Annotated in this window: 27 protein-coding genes and 1 tRNA gene; 17 read left to right on the top strand and 11 right to left on the bottom strand. The window is 57.5% G+C overall.

The annotated features are described in order from the left end of the window. Positions 1-149: 149 nt before the first annotated feature. Both ACP7AJ_RS17360 and ACP7AJ_RS17355 read right to left on the bottom strand, forming a co-directional pair. Positions 150-551 (bottom strand): hypothetical protein, encoded by a 402-nt coding sequence (locus tag ACP7AJ_RS17360; protein ID WP_426061460.1) that lies wholly within the window; start codon positions 549-551, stop codon positions 150-152. Positions 552-634: 83 nt separating this feature from the next. Beyond that, the gene (locus ACP7AJ_RS17355; protein ID WP_426061459.1) at positions 635-1,381 is read right to left on the bottom strand and encodes a hypothetical protein; all 747 of its coding nucleotides are present in this window, start codon (positions 1,379-1,381) and stop codon (positions 635-637) included. 173 nt (positions 1,382-1,554) lie between these two features. On the opposite strand from ACP7AJ_RS17355, the gene ACP7AJ_RS17350 reads away from it, so the two are divergent. Then, positions 1,555-1,755, top strand: coding sequence for a hypothetical protein (locus ACP7AJ_RS17350; protein ID WP_426061458.1), 201 nt, complete (start codon positions 1,555-1,557; stop codon positions 1,753-1,755). Positions 1,756-1,925: 170 nt separating this feature from the next. On the opposite strand, the gene ACP7AJ_RS17345 is transcribed toward ACP7AJ_RS17350, so the two are convergent. The 4 genes from ACP7AJ_RS17345 to ACP7AJ_RS17330 form a co-directional block, all read right to left on the bottom strand. Then, positions 1,926-3,245 carry a tyrosine-type recombinase/integrase gene (locus tag ACP7AJ_RS17345; protein WP_426061457.1) on the bottom strand — a complete coding sequence of 440 codons (1,320 nt, stop codon included), beginning with the start codon at positions 3,243-3,245 and terminating at the stop codon, positions 1,926-1,928. A gap of 173 nt (positions 3,246-3,418) precedes the next feature. Beyond that, positions 3,419-3,500, bottom strand: a tRNA-Leu gene (locus ACP7AJ_RS17340). Positions 3,501-3,529: 29 nt separating this feature from the next. Then, entirely contained in the window at positions 3,530-4,069 is a 540-nt protein-coding gene (locus tag ACP7AJ_RS17335) for an iron-sulfur cluster co-chaperone HscB C-terminal domain-containing protein (RefSeq protein ID WP_426061456.1), read from the bottom strand. 42 nt (positions 4,070-4,111) lie between these two features. Further along, positions 4,112-4,399 carry a putative quinol monooxygenase gene (locus ACP7AJ_RS17330; RefSeq protein WP_426061455.1) on the bottom strand — a complete coding sequence of 96 codons (288 nt, stop codon included), beginning with the start codon at positions 4,397-4,399 and terminating at the stop codon, positions 4,112-4,114. Positions 4,400-4,536: 137 nt separating this feature from the next. Here ACP7AJ_RS17330 and ACP7AJ_RS17325 point away from each other — a divergent pair, with 137 nt between their 5' ends. Next, entirely contained in the window at positions 4,537-4,752 is a 216-nt protein-coding gene (locus ACP7AJ_RS17325; RefSeq protein WP_426061454.1) for a hypothetical protein, read from the top strand. Between the two features lie 442 nt (positions 4,753-5,194). Beyond that, positions 5,195-6,343 (top strand): alpha/beta hydrolase, encoded by a 1,149-nt coding sequence (locus tag ACP7AJ_RS17320; protein ID WP_426061453.1) that lies wholly within the window; start codon positions 5,195-5,197, stop codon positions 6,341-6,343. Between the two features lie 221 nt (positions 6,344-6,564). On the opposite strand, the gene ACP7AJ_RS17315 is transcribed toward ACP7AJ_RS17320, so the two are convergent. Continuing rightward, positions 6,565-7,335, bottom strand: coding sequence for an SAM hydrolase/SAM-dependent halogenase family protein (locus ACP7AJ_RS17315; RefSeq protein WP_426061452.1), 771 nt, complete (start codon positions 7,333-7,335; stop codon positions 6,565-6,567). A gap of 122 nt (positions 7,336-7,457) precedes the next feature. On the opposite strand from ACP7AJ_RS17315, the gene ACP7AJ_RS17310 reads away from it, so the two are divergent. After that, complete coding sequence (locus ACP7AJ_RS17310; RefSeq protein WP_092669786.1) at positions 7,458-8,543, top strand: PhoH family protein; 1,086 nt, start codon at positions 7,458-7,460, stop codon at positions 8,541-8,543. Positions 8,544-8,649: 106 nt separating this feature from the next. Then, positions 8,650-9,084, top strand: a complete 435-nt coding sequence (locus ACP7AJ_RS17305; protein WP_426061451.1) for a GNAT family N-acetyltransferase — start codon at positions 8,650-8,652, stop codon at positions 9,082-9,084. 90 nt (positions 9,085-9,174) lie between these two features. Here the strand turns inward: ACP7AJ_RS17305 and ACP7AJ_RS17300 are convergent, their stop codons facing one another. Next, positions 9,175-10,113, bottom strand: coding sequence for a phytanoyl-CoA dioxygenase family protein (locus ACP7AJ_RS17300; RefSeq protein ID WP_426061450.1), 939 nt, complete (start codon positions 10,111-10,113; stop codon positions 9,175-9,177). A gap of 121 nt (positions 10,114-10,234) precedes the next feature. Here ACP7AJ_RS17300 and ACP7AJ_RS17295 point away from each other — a divergent pair, with 121 nt between their 5' ends. The 10 genes from ACP7AJ_RS17295 to ACP7AJ_RS17250 all read left to right on the top strand — a co-directional run bounded on the left by ACP7AJ_RS17295 (position 10,235) and on the right by ACP7AJ_RS17250 (position 21,383). Continuing rightward, complete coding sequence (locus ACP7AJ_RS17295; protein WP_426061449.1) at positions 10,235-12,511, top strand: ComEC/Rec2 family competence protein; 2,277 nt, start codon at positions 10,235-10,237, stop codon at positions 12,509-12,511. Between the two features lie 257 nt (positions 12,512-12,768). After that, a complete protein-coding gene (locus tag ACP7AJ_RS17290; protein ID WP_426061448.1) occupies positions 12,769-13,575 on the top strand; it encodes an enoyl-CoA hydratase/isomerase family protein in 807 nt (268 codons plus the stop codon). Positions 13,576-13,701: 126 nt separating this feature from the next. Then, positions 13,702-14,202 carry a fatty acid hydroxylase gene (locus ACP7AJ_RS17285; RefSeq protein WP_426061447.1) on the top strand — a complete coding sequence of 167 codons (501 nt, stop codon included), beginning with the start codon at positions 13,702-13,704 and terminating at the stop codon, positions 14,200-14,202. 68 nt (positions 14,203-14,270) lie between these two features. Beyond that, positions 14,271-15,173, top strand: a complete 903-nt coding sequence (locus tag ACP7AJ_RS17280; RefSeq protein ID WP_426061446.1) for a MerR family transcriptional regulator — start codon at positions 14,271-14,273, stop codon at positions 15,171-15,173. Between the two features lie 234 nt (positions 15,174-15,407). Next, the gene (locus ACP7AJ_RS17275) at positions 15,408-15,959 is read left to right on the top strand and encodes a sigma-70 family RNA polymerase sigma factor (protein WP_426061445.1); all 552 of its coding nucleotides are present in this window, start codon (positions 15,408-15,410) and stop codon (positions 15,957-15,959) included. Positions 15,960-16,214: 255 nt separating this feature from the next. After that, positions 16,215-17,696, top strand: a complete 1,482-nt coding sequence (locus ACP7AJ_RS17270) for a phytoene desaturase family protein (RefSeq protein ID WP_426061444.1) — start codon at positions 16,215-16,217, stop codon at positions 17,694-17,696. A 137-nt stretch (positions 17,697-17,833) separates the two neighbouring features. Further along, complete coding sequence (locus tag ACP7AJ_RS17265) at positions 17,834-18,676, top strand: phytoene/squalene synthase family protein (protein WP_426061443.1); 843 nt, start codon at positions 17,834-17,836, stop codon at positions 18,674-18,676. Between the two features lie 154 nt (positions 18,677-18,830). Further along, entirely contained in the window at positions 18,831-19,397 is a 567-nt protein-coding gene (locus ACP7AJ_RS17260) for a hypothetical protein (protein WP_426061442.1), read from the top strand. Between the two features lie 331 nt (positions 19,398-19,728). Next, complete coding sequence (locus ACP7AJ_RS17255; RefSeq protein ID WP_426061563.1) at positions 19,729-20,571, top strand: 4-hydroxy-3-methylbut-2-enyl diphosphate reductase; 843 nt, start codon at positions 19,729-19,731, stop codon at positions 20,569-20,571. Positions 20,572-20,639: 68 nt separating this feature from the next. Further along, positions 20,640-21,383: a fatty acid desaturase gene (locus tag ACP7AJ_RS17250; RefSeq protein WP_426061441.1), complete on the top strand. Its 744-nt coding sequence runs from the start codon at positions 20,640-20,642 to the stop codon at positions 21,381-21,383. A 174-nt stretch (positions 21,384-21,557) separates the two neighbouring features. Here ACP7AJ_RS17250 and ACP7AJ_RS17245 read toward each other — a convergent pair whose 3' ends face one another. The 3 genes from ACP7AJ_RS17245 to ACP7AJ_RS17235 all read right to left on the bottom strand — a co-directional run bounded on the left by ACP7AJ_RS17245 (position 21,558) and on the right by ACP7AJ_RS17235 (position 24,908). Continuing rightward, entirely contained in the window at positions 21,558-21,929 is a 372-nt protein-coding gene (locus ACP7AJ_RS17245) for a heavy-metal-associated domain-containing protein (protein ID WP_426061440.1), read from the bottom strand. 90 nt (positions 21,930-22,019) lie between these two features. After that, positions 22,020-24,326 (bottom strand): TonB-dependent receptor, encoded by a 2,307-nt coding sequence (locus tag ACP7AJ_RS17240; protein ID WP_426061438.1) that lies wholly within the window; start codon positions 24,324-24,326, stop codon positions 22,020-22,022. Positions 24,327-24,467: 141 nt separating this feature from the next. After that, entirely contained in the window at positions 24,468-24,908 is a 441-nt protein-coding gene (locus ACP7AJ_RS17235; protein WP_426061437.1) for a hypothetical protein, read from the bottom strand. A 317-nt stretch (positions 24,909-25,225) separates the two neighbouring features. Here ACP7AJ_RS17235 and mraZ point away from each other — a divergent pair, with 317 nt between their 5' ends. Then, entirely contained in the window at positions 25,226-25,699 is a 474-nt protein-coding gene (mraZ, locus tag ACP7AJ_RS17230; protein WP_426061436.1) for a division/cell wall cluster transcriptional repressor MraZ, read from the top strand. Then, complete coding sequence (gene rsmH / locus ACP7AJ_RS17225; protein WP_426061435.1) at positions 25,696-26,619, top strand: 16S rRNA (cytosine(1402)-N(4))-methyltransferase RsmH; 924 nt, start codon at positions 25,696-25,698, stop codon at positions 26,617-26,619. Before mraZ ends, rsmH begins: the two co-directional genes overlap by 4 nt. Positions 26,620-26,733 lie beyond the last annotated feature (114 nt).

The raw sequence follows: 26,733 nt of genomic DNA, 5'->3' as shown, positions 1-26,733 counted from the left end.
TAGGCGTAACAAGCAAGGTCTGCCCGGCCACGAACCGCCAGTCCGGTTGATTGTTTCGCCACCTGGCCTCTAAAAGCGCCGCCCTTGGCACGAAAAAAGCCTCGCTTGCGCATTGCAAACGGGGCTTTTCATTTTAGAGCGACTCATCGCTACGCCTGCAGCACGTCAACTTGCGGAGGCGAGATTATCGGAATGCCCGTCACCAGCTCCCCAAACAGCGGGTTAGACGGCAGCTCTTGCCCGCCGTTGCCGTCCGGCACCTGGTTGAAGATAACCAGCTCCTCGCCCGGCGTGCTTTGTGCCAGGTGGTCCACCAGCACTTCCTGCCCGCTGTTTGCGTGCAGCGCCTGCGTCAGCAAGGTGTAGGTACTCACGTCCACGTTATAAATCTGGTTCAGCGCGTTCATCTGCATGGCCGCGTCCTCAGCAGCACCAATGGCATCGGCCAGCAACTGGGTATAGCGCCGGGCCTTTTGGTCGGCTTTAGCGCGAAGCTTGATAGCGCGCTTCATGCGCCGCTTGAATTGGGTTTGATAGGCCGTAAGTGCCATAATGAAGAAGATTTAGAAGTTGAAAAGAAAAGAGAAACGGCCAGCCGTAGGAGGCCAGCCGTTTCAAGCATCATTGCCGCGACTTAGGCCACGTACCCAATGGCCAGCGGGTTGGTGCTGTTGTTATTAAGCGGGTACAATTTCCCGTTCACCTGCTGGTAAAAATTGATGCCTACCACGCCCACCACCAGGTTGGCCGCGGGCGGAGCCGCCGGGAAGCTGGCCACCACCGCCTGGTTGGCCAGGGGAGCACTGTTGATGGGCAGCACGCCCAGCGGAGCCGCCACTACGGCGTTGGTGAAAGTCAGCAGCTCCATGTCCAGCGATGAAGCGGCAAACACCACCTCGAAGTGGGTGGCCCCCTGCGGCGCGGCCACGTCCGAAACCGGATTCAGTGCCGGAATGCTCATCGTCACGTCCGCACCGTTGCCGCTCACTTCGTAGGGGAAGTACATGGTTTGCCCAATGCCGGCGCCCGCGTTGAAGTTGAAGCCCAGCAGCGGCGCCGAATTGGTCGAGTCGAACACCCGCTGGCCTCGGTCGTTGGTGTCGTCGAGCCCGATAACCTCGCGCATGGCCTTGGTCAGGCGCGAGGCCAGGCGGCTGTCGCTGGCCGCGGCGATGGCCACCCGCAACGAGTCGCGCAGCACCTTGCTGTAGCTGGCTGCCAAGCCAAATTCGGCCGCGTTCTCGCGGGTTCGCGCCCGGCTCGGGGCGCTGGCGAAGGCCGCCTTGTTGCTGGCCGGCTTCTGCGAAACCGAGCCATCCTTGCGGAAGACCAGCCCGCCCACCGTGCCCTGCAGGCCCAAAATTCCTGTTTGTTGTGCCATTGTGAAAAGTAAGTTGTTGATTGCGCTTGAAGTGCCAATAGCGGCCAGCACCAAAACCCGCAATCATAGCCCGGGCGCTGTTTGTGGAGTCGAAATACTTCAAGTAAATTTGACAATCCAACCGCAGTGCCCCGGATAGCCCGGTTAGCTCCCACCTACCCCGCCTCAGTCCCGTGCCCCGCATTTGCCTCTACCCGAAAGACGTGGCCACCCTCACCGGCCGCAGCTACGACTCCGCCAAGCGGCTCGTGCGCCGAGCCCGCCAGGCCGCCGGCAAACCCGCCGGGGCCCTCGTCACCGTGCAAGACTTCTGCCGCCTCACCGGCCTCGACGCCGCCGAGGTAAGCGCCGCCATCAACCATCGGTCTGCGTAGTTAACGGCCCCAGCACCCGCTAGCGGCAACCGCAGGGCTAGGCACCTCGGAGCGTACTCCGAGCCACCTCGTAGCCACCTCGTAGCCACCTCGACAGCCACGCAATCACCAAAATGCCCGGCCAGGAAGTCACTCCGGCCGGGCATTGTCACTTCTGCGTTTCTATAGCATCAAGCCACCATCACCGTGCAAACCGCCCCATCCAGGGTGGCGCTGGCTGCCGTCATCGCTGGCCCATCCCAGGCCGCCCGCATGGCCTGGTGCTGCAGTTCTTCCACCACCTGCGCGTAGCGCATGGTATTTTGAATCTTGGCGTGGCCCATCACCCGCTGCAGCACCGTCACCGGCATGCCGCGCAGCAGGCTTTGTACCGCAAATGTGTGGCGAGCCGTGTGCATGGTCACCAGCTCGTGCAGCGGCACGGCGGTTTTCACCACCTGCCCGCCGGCCGTGCTCACCACCTCCACTGGCCGTGACAGCCCCGCCAGCTGCGTTATTTTCTTCAAATACCGGTTCATCGGCTGGTTAGCCAACACCGGCAGCAGCCGCGCCCCCTCAAATTGGCGTTCCGGCGTCGCGTACCGGTCCAGTATTTCCGCCGCCAGCTTGCTCAGGTAAATGCTCACTGTGGCCCGCGTCTTGGTTTGTATCAGCCGCAGCACCCGGTCCCCGTCGCCATTAGCCCCCAACAAATGCAGGTTGCCCGCGTGCAGCGCCGCCACGTCCGAGTAGCGCAGGCCCGTGTAGCAGCAAAACAAGAACACGTCCCGCGCCGGCTCCAGCGTCTTCGAGAGCTTCACCGCCACCAGCGCCGCCAAATCAGCCCCGGTCAGATACGTCTTCGCTTGGTCGGTGTACTTCACCTCCAGCCGCTTCAAGTCCAGGCCCAGCGTTAGCCCCCGCTCGTCCTGCGCATGCCGCAAAAACGTTTTCAAGTCCTTCAGCAACGTGTACACTCCGTTGGCCGACAAGCCGCAGACCGTCCGCAAGTAACTCACATAGTCGTCGTGCACTGCCGAAGTGTAGCCAGCCAGTAGCAGCCCCTTGCGCTTGGTCTTGGTCAAAAACGTCTCCAAATGATTACAAGCCGTCTTATAATGGCGCAGCGTGTGAAAGGCATACCCCCGTCCGGCCAGCACGTCTCGAAATTCCATGAAGCGCGCCACGAGCGCGGGTTCCTCTTTCACTACCACGGCCGACGGATTCACTACCTCCCGCATCAGGGCCACACTCGGCGCAATGTTCGCCGCCCGCAGCTCCCGGTACTTGTCTTCCAGCCGGCGCACTAAGGCCTGTAGCCCCAGGTTGGCCGAGGTATAGCCGGGAAACGACCGCCGGAACTCCTGTTCCTTCTCGTTCCAATGCCGGGGCTCGCACCGTTCCTTCGTCGAGCAGCGCAGCCGCACCCCGTCAAAACAAGCCACTACGTAGATGGGCACCGTGCCCGTCTTATCCTGTTTGTCATTCCGCAACTCAAATGAAATTTTCATGGGGGTTAGAAAATAGGTGGCAGAGGAGGTGGCAGAAAGTCGTTGGTAAGTCCAGGTACAAGCGTTGGTAAATGCCATTTGGGCGGAACGCAAAAAAGCCTCAAAAACTGCATCTGCGAACAGATTTACAGCTTTTGAGGCTTGAATTGGGGGTGGTCGTTAGACCTTCCTAGTACCCAGAGCCGGAGTCGAACCGGCACACCTTGCGGTATTGGTGTTTGAGACCAACGCGTCTACCGGTTCCGCCATCTGGGCAAATCTAGAACGATTCCGCTCTGCCGGTATCAGGAGCGGGCTGCAAAGGTAGCAACTTGCTGCTGTATGCGCAACAGATACCGCTTTTTTAGGTAGTAGGTGCGGATCTGCTGGAGGGCAGCCGGCCGGTGGTCGCTTGGTAGGCCCTCATAGCCAGCCAGTACGGGCTGGATGCCGGCATCCAGCGTGTCGGTCAGGGCCTGCACTTCGGCCGCAACTTGGGCCACTGTGTCGGCATTAAGGTCGGTTTCGAGGTCCATGAGCTGCTCGTTGAGGTCCATCATATCCATCAGAAAATCGGGCGGGAGCTGCTCTTGCTTGCCCTCTTCCAGCAGGCCGTGCTGGCGCAGGATGTAGGCCATGCGCTTGTCGGGGTCGCTCAGGGTGCGGTAGGCATCGGTGTTGAGGGTGGCCTGCTGCAGCATGTCGGCTTGGTTCTCGGCCGAGGAAGTGGCGTGAAAATCCGGGTGAGTTTCGCGGCTTTTGGCGTAGTAAAGACGCTTGAGGGCGGCTTCGTCGGGCTGGAAAGACTCGGGCAGGCCGTAGAAGGCGAAGTAGTCGGTTGGCATGGGCAGGGAACACGGCAGGAATGCAAGAGTTAGCTAGTACGGCTACAACACCTGAGCGACCGAAAAGGCCACGGGCGGCGCGGCGAACAGCCGCTTGGTAGCCGGCCACACTTCCCCAAAAAGGGCCGATTTGCGGTAGGTATCGAGCGCGGCCGCATCATCCCATTGGCTATAGGTGCAGTAGATGGCCGGGTTGTCGGCATCCTGCCACAGCTCGAGATGGCGGCAGCCGGGCTGCTGGCGAATGCGGGCTTCAGAGTCCCGAAAAATAGTTAAGAACTCGGCCGTCTGGGCCGGGTCGAAAGTCATGCGAACGATGCGAAGCAACATGCAGCTGAAAAGGAATAGTGCAGGCACGAAGGTACGGTTCGGCTTCAGAGCGGTTTAGTTTCAGCCACAAGCGGGCATTCTTACGTATTCACTGATTCTTACAGTTCTCTCTCTATTCTTTACTCGTTTTCAATTTTATGATTCGTACCACGCATTTCTCCTCCAAAGCGCTGGCTTGGCTGTTCGTTCCTGCTTTAGCTGGCAGCCTGCTATTAAGCTCGTGCAACAGCGAGCCCACCGCCACCGAAGCTGACAAAACCGCCACCGTAGTTCCCAGCGATATGAATGAAGCTTCGGATAGCTCCGCAACTACGGCTACCGATACCATGGCAACCGACGCGGGCACCCGCTAGTAGCATTACTAGTCTTTAGATAACAAAAGGTAGCCGGGAGGTTAGGTTTAAGTTATTTAGCCCAACCATTCCTTAAGGCCACTGCCTAGCTCCAACAGAAAGCCCAGCTTCTGTTATGAAGCTGGGCTTTCTGTTGGAGCTAGGCAGTGGCGAGCGACTGCTCGCTCTGAGTGGGTTAGCATCGGTATTAAGTGCTGCCGTATAAGCTCAGCTATAAGGAAAATATAAGTGGACCCAATAGTAGGGTATCAGTCATTTAGCGAGCTAAATACACTATAGTAGATTGACAGATAGCCGTATGGGTCGGCATCTTTTAGCTGTTAGAGTTAAATCCCAAAATGCTAAGTGCAAGATAAAAAGGTAATAATGCCAACTAAGGGCATGTGGCCCCGTACAGCTTGTTCTAAGCTGAACATTATCCATCTTCAAACTCATCTTTTTCATGAAATCATTTCAAATCAAGCCAACATCACTAAGCTGGCTGCTTGCTCCGGCCCTGATGGGCGGGCTGTTTCTGAGCAGCTGTAATAGCCCATCTTCCACTGCCGAAACCGAACAAACGGCTACGGGCGTCCCCGTCGAAGGCAGTGATGCGAACAGCGGAACCGGTTCTGTGAAACCAATCGGCGAGAAGCCAGCCTGGGGTCCTAAACTAGAGCCTGAGATGCAGGCCGTTATCGAACAGCTTAAAAGCTTCAATTCCAAGCCGCTGGCTGAACTGACTCCGGCACAGGCACGCAAGCAAGCCGGCCCCACCGAGGCAGCCATGAAGCAAATGCGGGTCAGCAACATTGCCGCCCCGCCCATGAACTGCGACACGATGAGCAAAGCCCTGATGCCCGGAGTAAAGGCGCGCATCTACACGCCCAAGGGCGGCACGGCGCCTTATCCGGTGGTGGTGTATTACCACGGCGGCGGCTGGGTAATTGCCAACCTCGATACGTATGGCGCTTCGGCCCAGGCGCTTTGTGAGCAAACCGGCGCCGTAGTGGTGTCTGTGGCTTACCGCCAAGCCCCCGAGAATAAATTTCCCACCGCCCACAACGACTCGTTTGGGGCCTACAAGTGGGTGCTGCAAAACGCCGCCAGCATCAAAGGCGACCCAAACCGGGTGGCTCTGGCTGGCGAAAGTGCCGGCGGCAACCTGGCCTGCGCCGTGAGCATGATGGCGCGCGACCAGAAAGTGGCTCTGCCCAAATACCAGCTGTTGGTGTACCCCATTGCTGGCTCGGCCACGAATACACCTTCTTATCAGAGCAACACCGAAACCATGCCCCTGAATAAGGCCGGGATGGAATGGTTCTTTAAGCACTACCTGCGCACCCCCGCCGATGGCAAAGACCCACGCATCAACCTGGTAGCGGCTAACTTGAAGGGCTTGCCGCCCACTACCATCATCGCCGCTGAGTATGACCCACTGCTGAGCGAGGGCAAAACGCTGGCCGAAAAGCTTGAAGCAGCCGGTGTAAAAGTCAACTACAAGCTCTACGACGGCACCACCCACGAATTCTTCGGCATGGCCGCCGTGGTACCCGAAGCAAAAGATGCGCAAAACTTGGCTACCAGCGACTTGAAAGGGGCGCTGAAATAGTTAGTAGTAAGAGTTAGCGCCGGTATCTAACAACACTGGTCCTTTACAGCGCTGGCAAAAAGAACGTCATGCTGAGCTTGCCGAAGCATCTCTACCGCAATACTAAACCCAAGTAAGAGGATTAGTAGCGCAGTAGAGATGCTTCGGCAAGCTCAGCATGACGTTCCTTGTTATGAACGAATGATTGCCGATTTAGAATTCGTGCTTGTATTGGAATTCAGTTATTCTACTTGGAACCGTACGTCTATCTGCGAATCAAAATGCAGGCCCAGCAGCTCCGACGCATTGCCTTGGCAAATGCCCAGGCATAAGCAGTCCTGACTGTTGAACACGGCCACGGCCTCGCCGGGAGGAGCGGCCGAAAAGTGCGGGTGCACTTCTTTCACCACATCGCGGCCGAAGTGCACGGCAAAGTTCCGGCCATGGCCCACGGCGTCGACAGCGGTGCGGGAAATGTTGGTAACCAGGTTGCCGTAGTGGTCTACGTGAGCCACGTGGCCCGTAACGCGGTGGTCCTGGAGGCGCAACTGCCGGTTGTTTAGCTGGTGAAAGGTGGTGATGAGCGGGCCCAGGCTGGAGAGTGCCTCGCCCTGAGCGAGGGTCACGGCGGCGGGCAGCAGCACATCGCGGGTAGGCGAGGAGGTGACCGCTGCCGGTAGGGCCACCAGCTCTTCGGGGGCACTATTGGTAAGCAGGGCAATAATGCCGTTGTCGCCGGCCACGAAGTAATGGCCCTGGAAAAGCGCAGCCTGCCAGCCTGGTTCGGGTCCGGCGCCATGGTCGTCGACCCCAATGACGTGCACCGTGCCCAGAGGGAAATCCCGAAAAACCGATTGGAGAACGTGAACGGCGTGCGCGATGTTGAAGGGTTCGACGCCGTGGCTGATATCCACCACAGTTGTAGTAGGAGCCAGCTGCAACAGCCGCGCTTTCAGCGCCGCCACGTAATGGTCGCGGTAGCCAAAATCAGTCAGCAGTGTTATTAACCCCATGCCCTTGTTCCGCAGTTTTTCGTAGTATTGTTCATTCACTCGAACCGGGGCAAAAGTAGCCGGTTTAGGGTGAAAACGGGCCCTTTTTTGTTACCCTACTTCTTTTCCCCCTCTCTTCCCACTTGGTCGAAAAAATCATCATCCTCGAAAACATGTCCTTGGTCGATTTCCTTGGCCCGGACAATCAGAACATTCGCCAGCTGGCTGCGGCCTTTCCCGGGTCGAAAATCATCAGCCGAGGCAATGAAATAAAAATCCAGGGCCAGACGGAAGTCATTGCCCGCATCAACGACCTGCTTTCCTCGCTCATCGAGCACTACCACCAGTACGGTCAGATTACCGACAAGACCGTCAATCAGTACCTTTCCGCAACCAGCGAGGAGGCCGAAGGCCGCGTGCTGGCCGCCTCCCCCGACGTTATTCTGTTTGGCGCCAAAGGCGGCGTCATCAAAGCCAAAACCCCCAACCAGCAGAAGCTGGTTGATGCCGTGATGGCGCACGACCTGACCTTCACGCTGGGCCCGGCCGGTACCGGCAAAACCTACATTTCGGTGGCCCTGGCTGTGCGGGCTCTTAAGAACAAGGAGGTAAAGAAAATCATCATCTCCCGCCCCGTGGTGGAGGCCGGCGAAAGCCTCGGTTTCCTGCCCGGCGACATGAAGGAAAAGGTGGACCCCTACCTGCGGCCCATCTACGATGCCTTGGAAGACATGATTCCGGCCGAAAAGCTGAAGTTCTTCCAGGAAAACAAAATCATCGAAATCGCCCCGCTCGCCTACATGCGCGGCCGGACGCTGAACAACGCCTTCGTGCTCCTCGACGAAGCCCAGAACACCACGCCCTCGCAGCTTAAGATGTTCCTGACCCGCATGGGCCCCACCGCCAAGGTGATGGTGAACGGGGACCGTAGCCAGATTGACTTGCCCACCCGCCAGAAGTCGGGCCTGATGCAGGCGCTGGACATTCTGAAGAATGTGCAGGGCATCGGCTACGTCGAAATGACGTCGGAAGACGTGGTACGTCACCGTTTGGTGAAGGAAATTGTGGAAGCCTACGACAAGTTCGATACCGACGAAATGAGCCGCCAGGCTCAACAAAGCGGCCAGCGCCGCGACGAGCGCCACGAACGCCGCCTGCTGGAGCTACAGCAGCAACAGTCCGAAGTGCCTGTAGCCGAGCTGCCCGTGAATCAGGAGCAGCCGCTCTAATTAATTTTCAATGTCATCCTGCGTTGGGAAAGGCCGTTATCGAAGGTGAACTTGTCATTCACTCCGGTAAGGTTCTTTTCCAGCGCAGGATGACTTCTTTTGTGCCATGTCCGCCATTGCCTACCGCGTCACCGACCTGCGTGACCTCGACGCCGCTTTCACCATCCGCGAAAAAGTTTTTCAGGAAGAGCAAGGGGTGCCCGCTTCCAAAGAGCACGACGTGCACGACCGCACCGACGCTCGCCACTATCTGGCCCGTGCCGCCGATGGCACGCCCGCCGGCGCCGCCCGCTGGCGCGAAACCGAAAACGGGGTGAAGCTGGAGCGCTTTGCCGTGCTGGCTGATTTCCGCAATCAGGAAATCGGAGCCGCGCTACTACACGCCGTGCTGGCCGACGTGGAAGCAGAACACCCCGACGCAGAAGTTTACCTCAATGCGCAGCTGCGCGCCATTCCGTTCTACGAAAGGCATGGCTTCAAGAAAGAAGGGGAGATGTTTGAGGAAGCTAATATTCAGCACTATAAAATGGTGCTGGGGTAGGGTTTTACAGGCCTGCGTACACTGCAGAACGGAGCAAACAGCTTTGCTCGTTTGGGCAGGACGTTTCTAAATTATACAGCTAAAAAATAACTAGCCCATTAAAGCAGGCCGCTGCGTGATTTCGTGGTAGCAGATGTGGGCCCGACTGAAATAATGGAACACCATGCTTTTCCGAGTCTGGGCCTTATCGTGGTGAGGCTCGCCGCCGTGCATCAGGTTGGCGTGCCAGATGAAAACATCACCTTTCCGGGCGAGGAAAACCTGCTTTTCGATACCGGCCTCTACAATCTTACGGGCAATGGTGGTTTCGTACTCGGTGTATTCTTTGTCGCCGGTGAGCCAGGTAGTGCCTTCGTTGGCATAGTCGGCGTTGAGGTAGTAAGGCAGCTTATGGCTGCCGGGGTAGTAGTGCAGGGGGCCGTTGTGTGGGGTAATATCTTCCAGGGCCACCCAAGCGGCTGCCATGCCGCCAAGCGGGAAGGTGCTCATGTGAATGCTGTCGGAGTGGGTGCGTTGCTCGCTGCCCATGAGAAAGTTAATGCTCTGGAAGAGGGTGGCTTCATGGCCGAGCAAGGCCGCTATAAGCGTCCGTAAGTGTCCTTCGCCGGCCTCGCGAATGCGCACCGACTGCCGGAAGGCAAACATAAATTTGTTGCGGTAGCGCAAGGCAATTTGCTGGGACGCAACAAGGCGGGTTAATTCCTGATTGATGGCGTCCACCGCCTCCGTGCCGAAGAAGCCGGAAAGCACGGCAAAGCCATTGTCCTCAAACGCCAGCAGGCTGGCTTGGCTGGCTACGGGAAGGTCTTTGAAAGCCGCGCATCTCGCCAACCGCTCGGCTAGGGTTGGCACAGGCGGCAGGCCGGCAGTGGGGGGCAGGTTCGCAAAATCGCGGCTGCTGATGGGGGAGAAGTAGCGCTTGCTCAGCCCTAGCCGTTGGTAAAGAGGCAAGTTGTGCGCCAGCTTGCGGCGCTGAAACACGTTGTAAAGCGAGTAGCTGAGCTTAAGACGGCGCAGTAGAGAGAACATGGGTGCCAAATTTCAAAGTACCAAGATAGGGCTCCTGGGAGGTGGAAGCGGGTATATGGCCGGGCTTTCTGGCACGAATCCCTACATTGCCAGTTAAATACTCTTCTTTCTCCTATCATACATGATAACCTGGGCCACCTTCCCCTTTGTGCGGTACACCCCCGCGCTGATTTGTGGAGTGGTAGGCTACCTCTACCTCGGCGAAGCGTGGCCTGAACTGTGGCCCTACACTGTCTCGTTAGCCGGCTTGGCCGTACTGCTCATCGCCTGGAGCGTGCGGCAGCGCAGGCCTGCAACCGTCGATGTAGCGGGCACGGTGGCCCTGCTGGCAGTAGTGGCGCTGGGGGCTACTCTCACGCAGCGCGCCACCGAAAGCCGTCGAGCCGACCACCTGCACCACTTTGCCGACGAGGTAGAGTCGTACCAGGCCGTGGTGGATGACTACGTTGTGGTTCGCGCCGCTACTTACGCCACCACGCTGCGGGTGCAGGCGGTGCGCGTATCCGGCCGCTGGCGTCAGGCCACGGGCGGTGTGCGCGTGTCGCTGCCGCGAGTGGCAGGCATTGCCCAGCCTCGCTACGGTGAAGTCTGGCTCATTCGCGGGCACCCCGACTCAAGCAAGGGCCCGCTCAACCCCGGCGAGTTTGACTACCGTCGGTACCTGGAGTACCGGCAGGTGTATCACCAGCAATACATTCACCCCGACCAGTACCGGGTGTTGCGGATGCAGCCCCCTAACGTTCTGGTGGCGCTCAGCATGCAGGCAGCCGAGCAGCTCGATGGGGTTTTTCGGCACTACATCAAAGCCAAACGCGAGTATGCCATTGCCTCGGCCCTGGTATTGGGCATCAAGGACGATGTCGATGCCGAAACCAAGCAGGCGTACACCAACACCGGAACGACCCATATTATGGCGGTTTCGGGCCTGCAGGTGGGGCTGTTGTTCGCGGCCATGTCGTGGCTGCTGCAACTCTTTTTTGGCCGGATGCGGGGCTTCAAAATCTGGTCGGCGCTGGTGGGCCTAGCGGTCACATGGAGCTATGCGTTTGTCACGGGCTTGTCGGCTTCGGTGCTGCGCGCCACGGTTATGTGCACGTTCGTCATTCTGGGGCGCGCCACCGGGCGCCAGGACATGATATTCAACACGCTGGGCGCGGCTGCTTTTGTTCTGCTTGTCTACAATCCCTTTATCGTGGCCGATGTTGGGTTCCAACTCTCGTTTCTGGCGGTGCTGAGCATCGTGTACCTGCAACCGCGCATTGCGCGCCTGCTCGATGTGGAAGGATACTTCTACGCCCGGCGCCGGCCGTGGCAGCCCAAGGCCATGCAGTGTGCCTGGCGGGGCAGCGGCTGGTTTCTGGACTTGGTGTGGAAAGCTACGGCGCTGTCGTTGGCCGCTCAGGTGGCTACATTCGGTCTGGGGCTTTATTATTTCCATCAGTTTCCGCTCAGCTTTTTGCTTTCGAACCTAGGGGCAGTGCCTATTTCAAGCGGGGCGGTGTATGTGGGCTTGGCTCTGCTGGTCCTCAAAGGGATAGCCGTGGTGCTGAGTGCCGTGGTGCCCGCCGCAGCCTGGTGGGTTGACTGGCTGCCCCGCACCGTGGCGTATGTGTTCGAATGGATGGTGTGGGCTTTCAACGAATACATCTTCTGGGTAAGCCGCGTCATGTCGGGGTCAGTTATCCGCGAAGTGCACGTGACGGCCCTGCAAACCGTGCTGCTTTTCGGCGTGATTGGAGTGCTGCTGGCCTGGGCCAACACCCGGCGCCTGGGGTGGCTGCGCTGGGCGGCCGGCCTGTTAGTGCTGTATGCCGGCACGCGCGTAGCTGAGGCCCGCACCGTGGCGCCCACCGAGGAGTTTATTGTATACAGCATTCCGCGCCGCTCGGCCGTGGGGTTCTGGCAGGGCGCGGCGGCGGAGTTTGTCACGCCCGATTCCATTGCCCTCAACGAAACCGAGCGCACCTACCGGCTGCTGCCCGGCCTGATACTGCGCCAGTCCACGCACCCCACCTACTCCGTGGGTTGGCGCAACAGCAGCATTCCCGTGCAGCGCCTCGCCGACCCCGACAGCGCCAACGAACACCTGTTCCTGAAGCCTGGCCCTGTGGTGCTGGCCCACTGGCGCGGACTGCGCATCGGCTTCGTCTCCAATCGTATTTCATCGGCCACGCAGCCTACGTCCGTCGATGTGCTGGTGTTGCGCCGCAACGCCCGGCTCAAGCCCGAAACCGTGGCCGCGGTATTCGGCCCGCAGGCGCAAGTGGTGTTCGACTCGTCGTGCAAAATATGGTACGTAGCCCGGCAAGATTCCAGCCTGCGGGCCCAGGGGTTTCGCACCTGGGACGTCACCGCCCAAGGTGCTTTTCGCTGCCGCCCACCCAAAGCCCTGCACTAGGCTTTCACCTAAGCGAACCGGAAAGCCACGGTTGAGTACTTCTTCTCCGGGCACCGGCCGGGCTGTCGGGTTAGGGGCGCTTACCAACAAACCGTATGTACCAGTGTTCGACCACTTTCGGGGGCGTTGCGAGTTTGTTGGTCGAGTAAAATAATCCCCTCGCGAGTTTTTTGCGTTAATTGTCCCAACAGATGCCACCAATTTCTGCTGGTGCACCTCTTAGAATCAACCATCCGCCCGCGCCGTTACTGTCCTATATGGAAAACCTTCTCACTCCCGAACTCGAAGCCCTCCGCTACATTCGCTACGAAGCCCAGGACCGCATCGGCTACATAACCCTGAACCGGCCCGACAAGCGCAACGCCCTGAATGCCGACGTAGTTACGGAGCTGAAGAAGGCTTTAGACTTTGCCGAAGACGACGAAACCGTTAAGGTGATTGTGCTGCGGGCTGCCGGCGACGTGTTTTGCGCCGGTGCCGACTTGGCCTACATTCAGGACCTGCAAGGCTTCGGCTACACCGACAACCTAGAGGACAGCACCCACCTCATGCAGCTCTTCCACCAGATATACACCCTCAAAAAGGTGGTGATTGGGCAGGTGCAGGGCCATGCCCTGGCCGGGGGCTGCGGCCTGGCTGCCATCTGCGACCTCACGTTTGCCGTGCCCGAAGCCAAGTTTGGCTATACCGAGGTGAAAATTGGTTTTATCCCGGCCATTGTCAGCGTGTTTCTGCTACGCAAAATAGGGGAGGCTCGTACCAAGCAGCTCTTGCTCAGCGGCGACGTGGTGTCGGCCCAAACTGCCCTCGACATGGGGCTTATCACCTTTCTTACTACCAAGGAAGAATTGGCCGATACCGTGAAAGCCTATGCCCAGCGCCTGTGCCGCGAAAATTCGGGCGAGAGCATGGAGGTAACCAAGGAGATGCTGGCCCGCTTGCCCGAAATGGCCCTGGAAGAAGGCCTGCGTTATGCTGCTCAAAGCAATGCCGAAGCCCGCGGCTCGGAGGACTGCCGCAAGGGTATTGCGGCTTTTCTGAGCAAAGAAAAGATTAGCTGGTAGCTGGAAAAACCGTTTCTTAGTGGTTCAATCGTTTGGAACGCCGTTCCGCTCCCGAAATTTGTGGGGAGCGGAACGGCGTTTCAGCTTCGTTTCAAACAACACTTTCCCCGGCGTGGTTACTTCAGCATGACAATTCTGGCCGCAATTGGTATCACCGTCGCCACATTCGCCTTTATGGAGTTCTGGGCTTGGTTCATGCACAAATTCGTGCAGCACGGCCCGTTATGGTTTTTGCATCGCTCGCATCATGTGCGCCACCCGCACCCGGTAGAGCGGAATGACTTGTTTTTTTTGATTTACGGCGGCATCTCGGCCGCCCTGTTTATTACCGGGGACAACGGCGGGCGGTGGTGGTTTTGGGTGGGCGTGGGCATTGCCGCCTACGGCACGGTTTATTTCTTCGTGCACGACGTGTTGATTCACGGCCGGTTGCGGTTCTGGAAAAAATCACATAACACCTACCTGCGGGCCCTCAACATGGCCCACAAAACTCATCACAAAACCACTGGTCGTGACGGTTCGGCGGAATTTGGCCTCCTGTGGGTATCGCCAAAATACTTCAAGCTGGCGCGCAAACAGGCCGAAAATAAGAGAGCGAAAATCACCAATACAGATTTCAATAGTTGATTTTAATTATTTCGAACAAATATTTCAGATTCCATTTATACACCTTAGAGTATCGTTTTAATTAAAACATGGGTCATTTCTCCATCAGCGACTTAGAGCAGCTTTCGGGCATCAAAGCGCATACTATTCGGATGTGGGAACAGCGCTACAGCCTGCTGCGTCCCGTGCGAACTGCCACCAACATCCGGCTGTATTGCGACGACGACCTGCGTCGCCTTCTTAACGTAGCAACGCTTTGCAACCGGGGCCAGCGCATCTCTCAGGTTGCCCGCCTCAGCGACGACGAAATAGCCATCGCCGTAGTCGCTTGCTGCGACGATGCTCACGACCAGGCGGCCCAAGTCAATGCCCTGCTGGCGGCCATGCTCAACATGGACGAGCCCGCCCTCAGCCGGCTGCTCGAAGATTCAACCAGGCAGCTTGGGTTTGAAAAAATGATGCTGCACGTGGCCTACCCGCTTTTGCAGCGCATCGGCCTGATGTGGCTGGCCGGCACCATGAACTTGGCGCAGGAGCACCTGCTCTCGCACCTGCTGCGCCAGAAATTGCTGGCCGCCACCGATGCTTTGCCTCCCATCAACCTGGCCGGGGCTTCCCGCTGGCTTTTGTTTTTGCCGGAGCACGAGTTGCACGAACTGGCCCTGCTATTTATGAACTACGTCCTGCGGGCGCGTGGGCAGCACACCTTGTACCTGGGCCAGAACATGCCCATCAAAGAGTTGGGCGCAGTATGCACAACCTATCGGCCCGAAAACCTGGTGACGGTGCTCACTACCCAGCCCGAACGTACTCGCATTGCTGAGTTTGCCGAGCAGCTACACCAGCTGTGCCCGGCCGAGCGAGTGGTTCTCTACGGCAACCTGGCCCGGCAGGAAGGACTGGCACTGCCCCCCAACTTCGTGACGCCCCCCTTGATGACCGATTTTTTGGCTTTGGTGGCTGAAAAAAGTTCGGCTCCGCTCGCTGCTTGAAAAGTTGAGTTTGAGGCAATCTGATTGCCGCTGGTGCCCGTAAATGTGGCCGTTCCTCGAGGTAATTCAGCCATTGGCCGAGTGAATGGCTAGTGTGCTAGGCACTACTATTACTTTGACGCGATAACGAACAGAAGATGACGCCCGTTAACCAAAATTCTTTGGCAATTGGTGGCCAAAATCAGAATCGAATCGTATATTTGTTTAACAATCGGCCACGAAAAGCTAAACAGCATGACTTCGCTAGAATTCACCTCGCAAGTGCAGAAAATTTCGCTCACCCTCCGGCCCGCCGCCATGAATTTGACGCGAGACGCTGATGACGCTAAGGATTTGGTGCAGGAAACTCTCCTGAAAGCCCTCCTTAATAAAGATAAGTTTAAAGCTGGTACCAACCTGAAGGCGTGGTTGTATACCATTATGCGCAACACCTTCATCAACAACTACAACAAGATTACCAAGCGCAGCTCCAACATCGATTCGACGGAGTATTTCCAGTATTTCAACACCGACCAGAACTACATCACCCACAACGGCGCCACATCAGACTTTGTGGTGCGCGACATCAACGAGGCCATTGCTGGCCTCGGCACCGATTACCGCACGCCGTTTATGATGTACTACATTGGTTACAAGTACATGGAGATTGCCGAGAAGCTGCAAATTCCCATTGGTACCGTTAAGAACCGCATCCACATTGCCCGTAAAGAGCTCAAATCGGCGCTGCAGGTCTATGCTCCGGTAGGTGCATCGGCCGGTGATGCGAGCGAAACGCTTGAGGACTAGCGCACCTGCCTGAATACCCTGGCCGCCGGCCTTGCTGCTGCAACCTTGCGGCGCGGGGCCGGCGGCCTCTTTTTTGGCCCGCTTTGAATAGCTGCTGGGTTCGGTTCTGGGCTTCAGCACTCGTGCTGAGCGAAGCCGTAGCATCTTTGCCGCGTAGCTAGCCCAATCAGTTTGTTTACTTTTTTGTTGAAGTGTCCAGGCTTGGCAGAAGCTCATTATTGGCCCAATCACCTACTGAACTCTTAGTAACACACCTTGCAGAACGATACGACTAAACGCGCCATAGTAATAGGAGCCGGCTTTGCGGGCCTGGCCGCTGCCACTACTCTGGCGCAGGCTGGTTGGCGCGTTACCCTGCTCGAAAAAAATGAAGGGCCCGGCGGCCGCGCCCGGGTTTTCCGCGCCCAGGGCTTCACCTTCGACATGGGCCCGAGCTGGTACTGGATGCCCGACGTGTTTGAGAAGTACTTTGCCCGCTTTGGCAAGAAGGTGGCCAACTACTACGAGCTGGAGCGGCTCGACCCCTCGTACCAAGTGATTTTCAAGGGCCCTGAGGCTGTGGATATTCCAGCCAGCATGAGCGAGCTGCGAGCCCTATTCGAGCGCTACGAGCCCGGCAGTGCTGCCCGCCTCGATGAGTTTCTGAAGCAGGCCGCTTATAAGTACGAGGTGGGCATCAACCGCTTGGTATATGCGCCCAGCCGCTCACTATTCGAGTTCGCCGACCCCAAGCTGCTCGTCGATATGGTGCGGATGGACGTGTTGCAAAGCATGCACAAGCACGTACGCCGCTTCTTTAAAGACCCGCGGCTCTTGGAACTGGTAGAATTCCCCATTCTATTCCTCGGTGCTACTTCGGAAAACACACCGGCCCTGTACTCGCTGATGAACTACGCCGATTTGGCGCTGGGCACCTGGTACCCGAAAGGAGGGATGCACAAAATTGTGGAAGGCATGGTGCGGCTGGCCGAAGAAAACGACGTGCAATTTCGCTACAACGAGGAGGTGCAGGAAATTGTGGTGGAGAACGGCCGCAGCACCGGCGTGCGCACGGCCAATGGCTTTGTTTCCGCCGATGCTGTAATAGCCGGCGCCGACTACCACCACATCGAGCAGGAGGTGCTGAAGCCCGAGCACCGCCACTACGACGAGAAGTACTGGGATTCGCGCACCATGGCGCCGTCGTCATTGCTGTTCTACCTCGGCGTAAACAAGAAGCTGGACAAGCTACGCCACCACAACCTGTTTTTCGACGAAGACCTCACCCAACACGCCCGCGAGATTTACGAGCAGCCCCAGTGGCCCAGCAAGCCCTTGTACTACGCCTCAGTGCCCAGCAAAACCGACCCCACGGTAGCGCCCGAAGGCCAGGAAAACTTGTTCTTGCTCATTCCCGTGGCCCCCAACCTGACTGATGACGAGGCCACCCGCGAACGCTACTACGACCTGCTGATGGACCGCCTCGAACGCCACTGCGGCCACAGCATCCGTGACGCGGTGGTGTTTAAGCGCAGCTACGCCCACCGCGATTTTGTGTCCGACTACCACAGCTACAAAGGCAATGCCTACGGTTTAGCTAATACGCTCAAGCAAACGGCGATTCTGAAGCCGACCCTTAAGAGTAAAAAAGTCAGTAATTTGTATTTCACCGGTCAACTGACCGTGCCTGGGCCAGGCGTGCCCCCCTCGTTGATTTCCGGCCAAGTTGTGGCGGGAGAGGTGCTAAAAGAGAATTAATAATTACCGTATAGTTCGTCATGCTGAGCGCAGCCGAAGCAACTCTACCACGCAAGTAATCTGATTTACTATTGAGGTAGAGATGCTTCGGCTCCGCTCAGCATGACGTTCATTTTTGAATCAGGCCTTATTTTATAATGGACCACGTTAAACTGTTCACCGATACCAGCCTGGCGTGCAGCAAGCTCATCACGGGGCGCTACAGTACGTCATTCACGCTGGGCATTCGCACGCTCGACCCCAAGCTGCACCTGCCAGTGTATGCAGTGTATGGCTTTGTGCGCTGGGCCGATGAAATAGTGGACACGTTTCATGACCATGACAAGGCTGCGCTGCTGGCCGACTTCCGCCGCCAAACCTACGAGGCGCTGGAAACCGGCCTCAGCTTCAACCCAGTGCTGCATTCCTTCCAGCATGTGGTGCGGCAGTACGGCATCGACCACGAGTTTATTGAGGCCTTCCTGCACAGCATGGCCCTCGATTTGGAAGACCAGAGCTACCACCCCGGCCTATATAAGGAATACATCTACGGCTCGGCCGAGGTAGTGGGGTTGATGTGCCTGCGCATCTTTTGCAACGGCGACGAGGCCCTGTTTGAGCGGCTGCGCGAGCCGGCCCGGCGGCTGGGCTCGGCGTTTCAGAAAGTGAATTTCTTGCGCGACATCCGTTCCGACTACGAGGAGCGGGGCCGGGTTTACTTCCCCGGCGTGGTGTACCAGCACTTTAACGACGCGACCAAGAGTGAGATTGAGGCTGATATCAAAGCCGATTTTGAGGCGGCCTACGAAGGCATTGTGCAGCTGCCACGCTGCGCCAAGCTGGGCGTTTACCTGGCGTATGTTTATTACCTCAAGCTATTCTATAAAATAAGAAAGTTGCCCGCGGCCCGAATTTTGGGCGAGCGGGTACGGGTGCCCGACAACACCAAGTTGCTGCTGCTCCTGGGCTCGTATTTCAGGTATCGATTATCGCGCATTTGAGGCATTTTTTTGAGCACGGCTTTTGTAAAGCGGAAAACAAAATGTTTTCGTGCTCCGTAATTTTGCTAATATGAAGATTCTCAGTGCGCTTTTTTTGTCTGGTATTGTAAGTGCTGGCTCCGGGACCCCGGCGGTGAACTTACGTATAGATGAGATGCCCGCCGACATCGCTGCCGTGGCTTCTGTCCGGCCCCATGGGGCTGGTGCCGAGGCGGCGCTTCCTTCTTCCCTAACCTTCTTAAACAACAACGTGCCTTCTCCCTACGACCCCTCCAACCTGCGCCGCCACTACGAGCAAGCCGCCGCCGACAAAACTGCCGGCGAGAAATTCTACAAGCTGCTGGCCAACTACAAAGACCGCGACGCACTGGTGCTGGGCTACAAAGGGGCTGCCGAGGCTATCCGGGCCCGCGATGCCTCCATGTTCAATAAGATGAGCTACGTGCAGGACGCTGCCCGCACCTTTGAGCAAGCCGTGAGCCTCGACCCGCAAAACCCCGAAATCCGCTTCCTGCGCTTTTCTGTGGAAAGCAACCTGCCCGCCTTCCTCGGCCTGAGCAAGCATGTCGACGAAGACAAGGAGATGCTGCTCAATGCCGCTCTTAAGCATCCCAAGTCGGGCCTCGACCCCGAAGCATTTCGCACCGTGCGTCACTTTTTGGTAGAACGCGGCCACGTGACCGACGAGGAGGCCCAGCGCCTCAACAAAGTAGCCGAATAGAACCTCTGCAATAATCAAAATGCATTGCACAGGGCCGCAGGATATATTCGGCCCTGCGTATGCTTTTGTAAGGGTAGCGGCTGCTGGTGCGGCTTAGTCGGGGCGGGCTTAGTTGCGAGCAATTGGTTGGCTCGTGGATGAACTTTAACCTTATGCGCCGGCATCGCCTTTGCTGGCGGTTGCGCTCCTGCAAGAGGAAATAATCAAATATTTTAAGGGAAAAAAAGTATTCGGAAAACTGAATTAAGCCTGATTTTCGTATTTTCGGGAGCCAAGCCCGGTTTTCACAACTTTGAGAGTAGGTTATTGGTTACCTTGGCCTATGCCGAAAATGTCGCTCAGCGTCCGAATAGACCCCAACTCCGGCTTTTGCTTTGGTGTGATTTACGCCATTCAAATGGCTGAGGACTTGCTTGATGAGCAGGGCTACCTGTACTGCTTAGGAGATATCGTGCACAACGATGAAGAAGTACAGCGCCTGGAGGCCCGCGGCTTGCGCATCATCTGCCACGAAAGGCTGGCCGAGTTGCGCAACGAAGCGGTGCTCATTCGGGCGCACGGCGAGCCCCCGGCCACCTACCAGATGGCCATGGAGAACAACCTGACCCTGATTGATGCCAGCTGTCCGGTGGTGCTCAAGCTGCAAAACCGCATCAAGACCAGCTACGACAAAAAGGAGAAGATTTTCATCTACGGCAAGCACGGCCACGCCGAAGTGCTGGGTCTGCTGGGCCAGACCAGCGGCAATGCTGTTGTTTTTGAGAACCTCAATGAGCTGTTAGCGCACGAACTGCCCGATAACATCACGCTCTATAGCCAGACCACCAAAAGCACCAACAGTTTCTACAACATTAAGAACCAGTTGGAAGGGCGTGGCCACCAGGTAAATGCCAACGACACCATTTGCCGGCAGGTGAGCAACCGCGACAAGGACCTGCGCCGTTTCGCTGCGCAGTTTGACCAGATTGTATTTGTGTCGGGCACCAAAAGCTCCAACGGCAAGGTGCTCTACCAGGTATGCCTGGAAACCAACCCGCAAACCCATTTCATTTCCAACGTGGCCGAGATTCAACCCGAATGGTTCCGGCCGGGGCAGTCGGTGGGCATTTGCGGGGCCACCAGCACCCCCATGTGGCTGATGGAGCAGGTGCGCGACCGGCTTTTGGCCCTGTAGCCTGCGCTAGACTCACACATATTCTTTGATTGACGGCACCGTATAAGTCGTTCCCTTCTTTTTACTGCATGCCTGCTACTGCCTCTCACCATTCGCCTAATGCGCCAGCGCCACGTCGTGTGTCACTGGCGCCGCTGGGATTGAAAGGGGTGGCCGTGGCCGCGGCGGTTTTCACGGCTTGGGCGGCCATGCTCACGTTTCTGCTGGCGTTTTACGAGCCCAACTGGCGGAGTCCCGTGCCTTACCTATTGGTATTGGTGCAAATGCACCTCTACACCGGGCTTTTCATCACGGCCCACGATGCCATGCACGGGTTGGTGAGTTCCAACAAGCGCCTTAACAACGCCATTGGCACCATCGCCGCCGGATTGTTTGCCTATAACTGGTTTCCGGGCCAGCTTCCGAAGCACCATGCTCACCACCGCCACGTGGGCACCGACGACGACCCCGATTATCACGATGGCCGGCACCCTGGCTTCCTGCCCTGGTTCCTGCGATTTGCCTGTAACTACGTGACATGGTGGCAAATAGCCCTCATGGCGGCCACGTATAACGTGCTAAAATTGTGGTTTCCGCAGGCCAATGTCATTGCCTTCTGGATGGTGCCGGCCCTGCTGGCCACGTTGCAGCTCTTCTTTTTTGGTACATACCTGCCGCACCGCGGCGAGCATGCCCCAGATAACAAGCACAAGTCGCGCAGCCAGTTTCGGCACCACGTGTGGGCCTTTGTGAGTTGTTACTTTTTCGGCTACCATTACGAGCACCACGACCAGCCCTATTTGCCGTGGTGGCGGCTGTGGCAAGCCAAGTAGGCTGAACCGCGGATTCGGCGGATTTTTCGGATTGCATGGCTTTGCAGACGATTATATTAAGTGTGAAAATCAGAAAAGGCCACTCGCATGAGTGGCCTTTTCGTGTTGTATGCAATCGAAGAAACTGCACTGTCTACAAAATCCGTGCAATTCGAAAAATCCGCGGTACAGAAATTAGTGTACGGCGTTGGTCTTTTTGCAGCAGTCGGGCAAGCGGTTGTAGGCGCGGGCGTCAGCTGCCTGGTCGTCGGCATCATAGCCCGTCTTCTGCACGGCAGAGCGCAAGGCATCAGAAGTCGTTTTCTCGGGGCGATAAGTCACCGTCAGCATTTGGGTGGGCACGTCGAGCACCGCGCTTTGCACGCCTTTTTCGTAGGCCAAGCTTTTCTCAATGCGGGTTTTGCACATGTCGCAAACGGCCGAAGTCTTGAACTGCGCTGTGGCAGTGCCGCTAGTTGATTTAGTTTGAGCCACTGGAGCAGTTTGTGCTTGTACACTGGAGAAACTCAACAACGCAAACAGCGGGAGGGAAAGAAGCAATTTCATGGCAAGGGGTTGGGTGATATCTGGTTACTGACAGCAATAACAAAATTACTGCCACAAAAAGTCTAAGTACGAACTGATTTTGAGGGCCTGCTACTCAATGCGGTAGCGCAGACCCATATAAGTGAGGCGGCCATAAACCGGGCCCCACACCATGGCGGCATCAAAGTCGGGGCCGAAAGGCGCAGCAGCGCCCTCAATGGGATTGGCTTGGCGGTAGTTGGTAAGGTTCTCCACGCCGGCGTAAAGGTCGAGGCGCTTGAAGCCGCGGGTTATTTGAGCATTGAGCAAGGCGTAGCGCGGGGCCGTGGCGAGGACAAATTCTTGCGCGCTGCCGTGCAAATGCATGCTGTTGATAGGAGCTAAGGGGCGCTGCCCATACCACTGCACCGTGAAGTCGCCCCTCCATTTGTCGAAGGCGCTGGCGTAGCCCAGGTTCATAAAAGCGCGGTGCGTGGGAGTAAGGGGCTTGGGTAAAAGCGTGCCTTCGTAGGTGGTGCGCACGTCGAGGTATTTGTAGGCACCCTTTACTTGCAAGCCCTTCAGGGGTTCAATTTGCAGTTCGCCTTGCAGGCTGCGGGCAAATGAGCGGCCGTTGGGGGCTAGGTTGTCGATGTAGACAATGCGTGAGGCCGTGTACATATCCGCCACCACTTGGTTGTCAAATTCGGTGTGGTAGTAATCAACCACGAAGGTGGCGGGGTGGCCCAGTAGTGTGAAGTACTGCGTAGCGCTGCCGCCCAGGTTCCAGGCCCGCTCAGGCCGCAGCTGATTGCCGATGACGAACTGACGGGCACTGGCCAGCAGGGCCGCATTGTCGGCAATGGGGTTGGCCATGCGGAAGCCGCGGCCTGCAGCTACGCGCAGCACCGTGTTCTTGGCAGCATCGTACTTCATGTTGAAGCGAGGCGTGACCTGCCAGCCGTAGAGGTTGTGCTTATCGGCGCGCAGGCCTGCCACCACGGTCAGATTGCGGCTGTTTTGGTACGTGTACTCGGCAAAGGCCCCGGGCACCAGTTCCCGCCGGTTGCGGTGCTCTCTCGCATAGGTCTCGGCCAGGGTTTCGGTAGAGTAGCGGTACCCGTCGCGGAATACCTCGCGGTAGTCATCATAAAGAAAGCTCAGGCCGGCACGGTACACGTGCGACGTATTGCCCAGTACGCTTTGGAAAAGCAGCGTGCCCAGGCCCGTGCGCTGGGTGCCATCGTAAGTGCGCGGGCCAATGGCCGAGGACGAGGAATAGCCCGGGGTGTAGGCCGAGGTGAAATCATGGTCGGTGCCGCTCAATAGCAGCCCCAGGCTTTGGAAGGGCCGGGTGGGCCAGGTGTAGGAAGTTTTGGAGTACCCGGTGTAGCGGGTGGTGGCCTGCGTGGTGCCGTAGTGCTGGAGATACGCATCGTTGCCCGTGTCGCGAAAGCCGAGCTGACCGCCCTGGCGGGTTTCGCGCAATGCTCCCAGGCCTACTTCGCTAACAATGCCGGTGCCCGAAAGGTATTTCCACTTGTTGAAGGCATTGAATTGCGTGGCCAGGGGCAAGTCCAGAAACTTGTCGCCGTTGCGGTCGACGCGGTTGTCCAGGTGGTCGGAGTGTAGCAGCAGCACCGTGCTCCACTTCGGGTTGATGCGGGCCGACGCATTCAGGTTGACATCCAATTTGCCGAGGTCGTTGCCGTACACGTTGAACAGCAACTGGTCGGTTTTGTCAGGCTCCTTCAGCTTCACGTTCACCTGGCCCGAAATGGCTTCGTAGCCGTTCACCACCGAGCCCGTGCCCTTGATAATTTCAATGTTCTCAATCCAGGGGCCGGCCAGGTAGCCGAGGCGGTAGGGGGCGGCCAGCCCGCGCAGGGCCGGCTGGTTGTCCACGGTCAGCAGCGAGTAGCTGCCATCGAGGCCCAGCAGCTGAATTTGCTTTGCTCCCGACACGGCGTCGGATGTTGTGACTTCCACCGACGCGTTGGTTTCGAAGCTCTCGGCCAGATTGCAGCAGGCCGACTTAGTCAGGTCGCTCGCCGAAATCACCTGCACGTTGGCCGGCGTGATGGACGAATAGGCTGGCCCGCGGGCCGTCACCGTTACCTCACCCAGCTCCTGGCCACCGCGGAGCCCCACCCGCAGGTAGGGAGCGCCCGTAACCGGCACCGCCAAAGTATCGGCCCGATAGCCCAAAGCCTGCACCACCAGGCGTGAAGCCGCACGGGCGGGCCGCACCAGCATAAACCGGCCGGCGGCATCCGACACGGCGGTGGTTGTGGGAGAGTTGGCTGCTGCGTCATCCATCAGCCAGCGGACGATGGCACCGGGTAGGGGAGTGGCTTTGCCAGCTTCTGTGACCTCGCCCCGGACCGGGGCAATGGCCGCCGACTGTGCTTTCGCCAAGCCGGGATGGAGCAACGCCATAAAAAAGGCACAAAGTGCAAGGAGCAGACATGCTCCACGTGTATATACCATGTTATCTGTGGGTTATGCTGCTTTGAAATAACGCCTCAACAGGCGTCACCTTGCTCCATTCTTTCTAAAGACGGAGCATTTCAAAAGAGCCTAAACCACTAACTGGCAACAAAAAGCAAGAAGGGCGCGTCCCGCGAGCGGCGGCGAAGAATCGGCCGCAAACCAGGAGTAAGGGCTCAGCTGCAACGCCACGGCTGGCGCCTGTGGAAGCCACCCCATGGCCGGCTCCCAAACTGCGAGCAGAGGCCCTGGCAGCAGGACTTTGCCTGCCAGTGCGTGCGCAGGTGTTGGCACCTTGTGCAAGTGGGTGCTAAAGTCGCAGCAGCTGTCTTCTTCCGCCACAACCAAGGCCGGAGTACCGGTGCCTTTGCAGCCGGACAAAGTAGCGCGCCCCGCCACCGAAACAGCTACCTGATTGCTACCACTCATCCGGCACGTTTGTCGCTGCACAGTCAGCCCCACCGATGCCGTAAGCACCAGCGTAGCCAGCAGCAAGCTCACGAAGCGACGGAACAAAGAATGGGTTTGCATTGCGAATACAAAGGTAAGGAAGAGAGAGGAGGGAGGCTGTGCACAATCCTGCCCCAAAGTCACAATATCCGGCTGTGCCTCGGTCAAAGTCTCTTTGTAACCTGTCGGCATCTAACTGCTGCAGCTTTGATAAACTCCCACGACGGCAGGGTCAAATATGTTAGAACAGCAATTAAAGCTTGCTCAAAAACCGTCTTTCTATTGAAATGAGGGCACTATTTCTTTTGTGGTAGGAAATGGTAAATCGTGGTTGATTTTTAAAAGGCTTCCCGTACATTTGCTAATACCGTCCCTGTTTCCCTTGGCGGTCTGTGCCCATGAACCTGCTGTCCGGCGAATACGAATGCAAGCTCGACCCGAAAGGGCGGCTTGTGCTGCCGGCCAAAGTCAAGGGAAATCTTCCGGAAGAGTCGGGTAATCAACTCGTGCTAGTGCGCGGCTTCGAGCCGTGCCTGGTGCTGTACCCTCGGGCCGCTTGGCGCATCATTCACGAAAAGGTGATGGCCCTCGATGAATTCAACGAAGAGTACCGCCAGTTTCAGCGCAACTTCTTTCGGGGAATGACTGAAGTGGAGCTTGATTCAATCAGCCGTTTCATGCTACCACGTAGCATGTTACGGTATGCAGGAATTGAGAAAGAAGCCATCATCGTGGGTTTGGGAAACCGTTGCGAAATCTGGGATCCCAGCCGCTACGATGATTTCCTCATTAAGGACCAACAGAGCTTTAGCAAGTTGGCGCAAAAGTTTTTGTCGGTTGAAACCCCGTCTCTCGGCGGACCCATGGCGTGAGCGAATACACCAACGATACCGCCTACCACCGTCCGGTGATGCTGGCCCAATGCCTGGCCGCCCTCGACCTGCAGCCCGACGGCAGCTACGTCGATGTCACGTTCGGTGGGGGAGGGCACTCGGCCCGCATCCTCGAAAAGCTGACCACCGGTCACCTATACAGTTTCGACCAAGATGCCGATGCTGAAGCAGAGGCAGAAAAGTTAACTCGGCCCCAGTTTACTTTTGTAAAGGCTAATTTTAGAGATTTAACAACTGAGTTACAGCAGCTTGGCGCTTTACCAGTTGATGGACTGCTGGCCGACTTGGGCGTGAGCTCTCACCAGTTCGATACCCCGGAGCGCGGGTTTTCTACCCGATTCGACGGCCCTCTGGACATGCGTATGGACCCCGACGGTCCCCTGACTGCCGCGGATATTCTCAACGATTACAAGGAAGCTGACCTGCACCGCATCTTCGGGATGTACGGAGAGGTGACCAATGCCCGCACCCTGGCCCAGACCATTGGTGCGGCCCGCCGGGGCCGGCGCCTCGAAACCATTGCTGAACTCAAGCAGGCCATACAGCCCTGCACGCCCCGCGGCAAGGAGAACAAGTACCTGGCCCAGGTTTTCCAGGCCCTCCGCATTGAGGTGAACCAGGAAATGCAGGCCCTGCAGGAGATGCTGCAGCAAACCGCTGAAGTCCTCCGGCCCGGTGGGCGACTGGTCGTGCTGAGCTACCATTCTCTGGAAGACCGGCTGGTGAAAAATTTTATTGGCAAGGGAAAATTTTTTGGGTCTGTCGAAAAAGACTTCTTTGGCAATGAAAGCAAGCCATTTGAGGCCGTGAACCGCAAGCCCGAGGAAGCTGACGCCGCTGAAGTGGCGCTGAATAGCCGGGCCCGAAGTGCTAAATTGCGTGTTGCGATTCGCAATTAATAATAAGAAAGGAGCCAGGTGCTAATGAGTAATCCCCTATCAACACACGCTTTACCAGCAGTTGCTTCAAGGCATACTTGTGCATTGGAGCGTGGTTTGGGAAATGCTCTGCAA

The sequence above is a fragment of the Hymenobacter sp. B1770 genome (assembly GCF_049896385.1).
Classification (GTDB): domain Bacteria; phylum Bacteroidota; class Bacteroidia; order Cytophagales; family Hymenobacteraceae; genus Hymenobacter.
Note: the sequence above shows the minus strand (reverse complement) of the source record. Positions and strands in the feature narration are given on the sequence as shown.

Excerpts from the sequence above, each read along its gene's own strand:
- ACP7AJ_RS17360 (WP_426061460.1), bottom strand. The coding sequence starts at position 551 with ATGGCACTTACGGCCTATCAAACCCAATTCAAGCGGCGCATGAAGCGC.
- ACP7AJ_RS17355 (WP_426061459.1), bottom strand. The coding sequence starts at position 1,381 with ATGGCACAACAAACAGGAATTTTGGGCCTGCAGGGCACGGTGGGCGGG.
- ACP7AJ_RS17345 (WP_426061457.1), bottom strand. The coding sequence starts at position 3,245 with ATGAAAATTTCATTTGAGTTGCGGAATGACAAACAGGATAAGACGGGC.
- ACP7AJ_RS17335 (WP_426061456.1), bottom strand. The coding sequence starts at position 4,069 with ATGCCAACCGACTACTTCGCCTTCTACGGCCTGCCCGAGTCTTTCCAG.
- ACP7AJ_RS17330 (WP_426061455.1), bottom strand. The coding sequence starts at position 4,399 with ATGTTGCTTCGCATCGTTCGCATGACTTTCGACCCGGCCCAGACGGCC.
- ACP7AJ_RS17325 (WP_426061454.1), top strand. The coding sequence starts at position 4,537 with ATGATTCGTACCACGCATTTCTCCTCCAAAGCGCTGGCTTGGCTGTTC.
- ACP7AJ_RS17320 (WP_426061453.1), top strand. The coding sequence starts at position 5,195 with ATGAAATCATTTCAAATCAAGCCAACATCACTAAGCTGGCTGCTTGCT.
- ACP7AJ_RS17315 (WP_426061452.1), bottom strand. The coding sequence starts at position 7,335 with ATGGGGTTAATAACACTGCTGACTGATTTTGGCTACCGCGACCATTAC.
- ACP7AJ_RS17305 (WP_426061451.1), top strand. The coding sequence starts at position 8,650 with ATGTCCGCCATTGCCTACCGCGTCACCGACCTGCGTGACCTCGACGCC.
- ACP7AJ_RS17300 (WP_426061450.1), bottom strand. The coding sequence starts at position 10,113 with ATGTTCTCTCTACTGCGCCGTCTTAAGCTCAGCTACTCGCTTTACAAC.
- ACP7AJ_RS17295 (WP_426061449.1), top strand. The coding sequence starts at position 10,235 with ATGATAACCTGGGCCACCTTCCCCTTTGTGCGGTACACCCCCGCGCTG.
- ACP7AJ_RS17290 (WP_426061448.1), top strand. The coding sequence starts at position 12,769 with ATGGAAAACCTTCTCACTCCCGAACTCGAAGCCCTCCGCTACATTCGC.
- ACP7AJ_RS17285 (WP_426061447.1), top strand. The coding sequence starts at position 13,702 with ATGACAATTCTGGCCGCAATTGGTATCACCGTCGCCACATTCGCCTTT.
- ACP7AJ_RS17280 (WP_426061446.1), top strand. The coding sequence starts at position 14,271 with ATGGGTCATTTCTCCATCAGCGACTTAGAGCAGCTTTCGGGCATCAAA.
- ACP7AJ_RS17275 (WP_426061445.1), top strand. The coding sequence starts at position 15,408 with ATGACTTCGCTAGAATTCACCTCGCAAGTGCAGAAAATTTCGCTCACC.
- ACP7AJ_RS17265 (WP_426061443.1), top strand. The coding sequence starts at position 17,834 with ATGGACCACGTTAAACTGTTCACCGATACCAGCCTGGCGTGCAGCAAG.
- ACP7AJ_RS17260 (WP_426061442.1), top strand. The coding sequence starts at position 18,831 with ATGCCCGCCGACATCGCTGCCGTGGCTTCTGTCCGGCCCCATGGGGCT.
- ACP7AJ_RS17255 (WP_426061563.1), top strand. The coding sequence starts at position 19,729 with ATGTCGCTCAGCGTCCGAATAGACCCCAACTCCGGCTTTTGCTTTGGT.
- ACP7AJ_RS17250 (WP_426061441.1), top strand. The coding sequence starts at position 20,640 with ATGCCTGCTACTGCCTCTCACCATTCGCCTAATGCGCCAGCGCCACGT.
- ACP7AJ_RS17245 (WP_426061440.1), bottom strand. The coding sequence starts at position 21,929 with ATGAAATTGCTTCTTTCCCTCCCGCTGTTTGCGTTGTTGAGTTTCTCC.
- ACP7AJ_RS17240 (WP_426061438.1), bottom strand. The coding sequence starts at position 24,326 with ATGGCGTTGCTCCATCCCGGCTTGGCGAAAGCACAGTCGGCGGCCATT.
- ACP7AJ_RS17235 (WP_426061437.1), bottom strand. The coding sequence starts at position 24,908 with ATGCAAACCCATTCTTTGTTCCGTCGCTTCGTGAGCTTGCTGCTGGCT.
- mraZ (WP_426061436.1), top strand. The coding sequence starts at position 25,226 with ATGAACCTGCTGTCCGGCGAATACGAATGCAAGCTCGACCCGAAAGGG.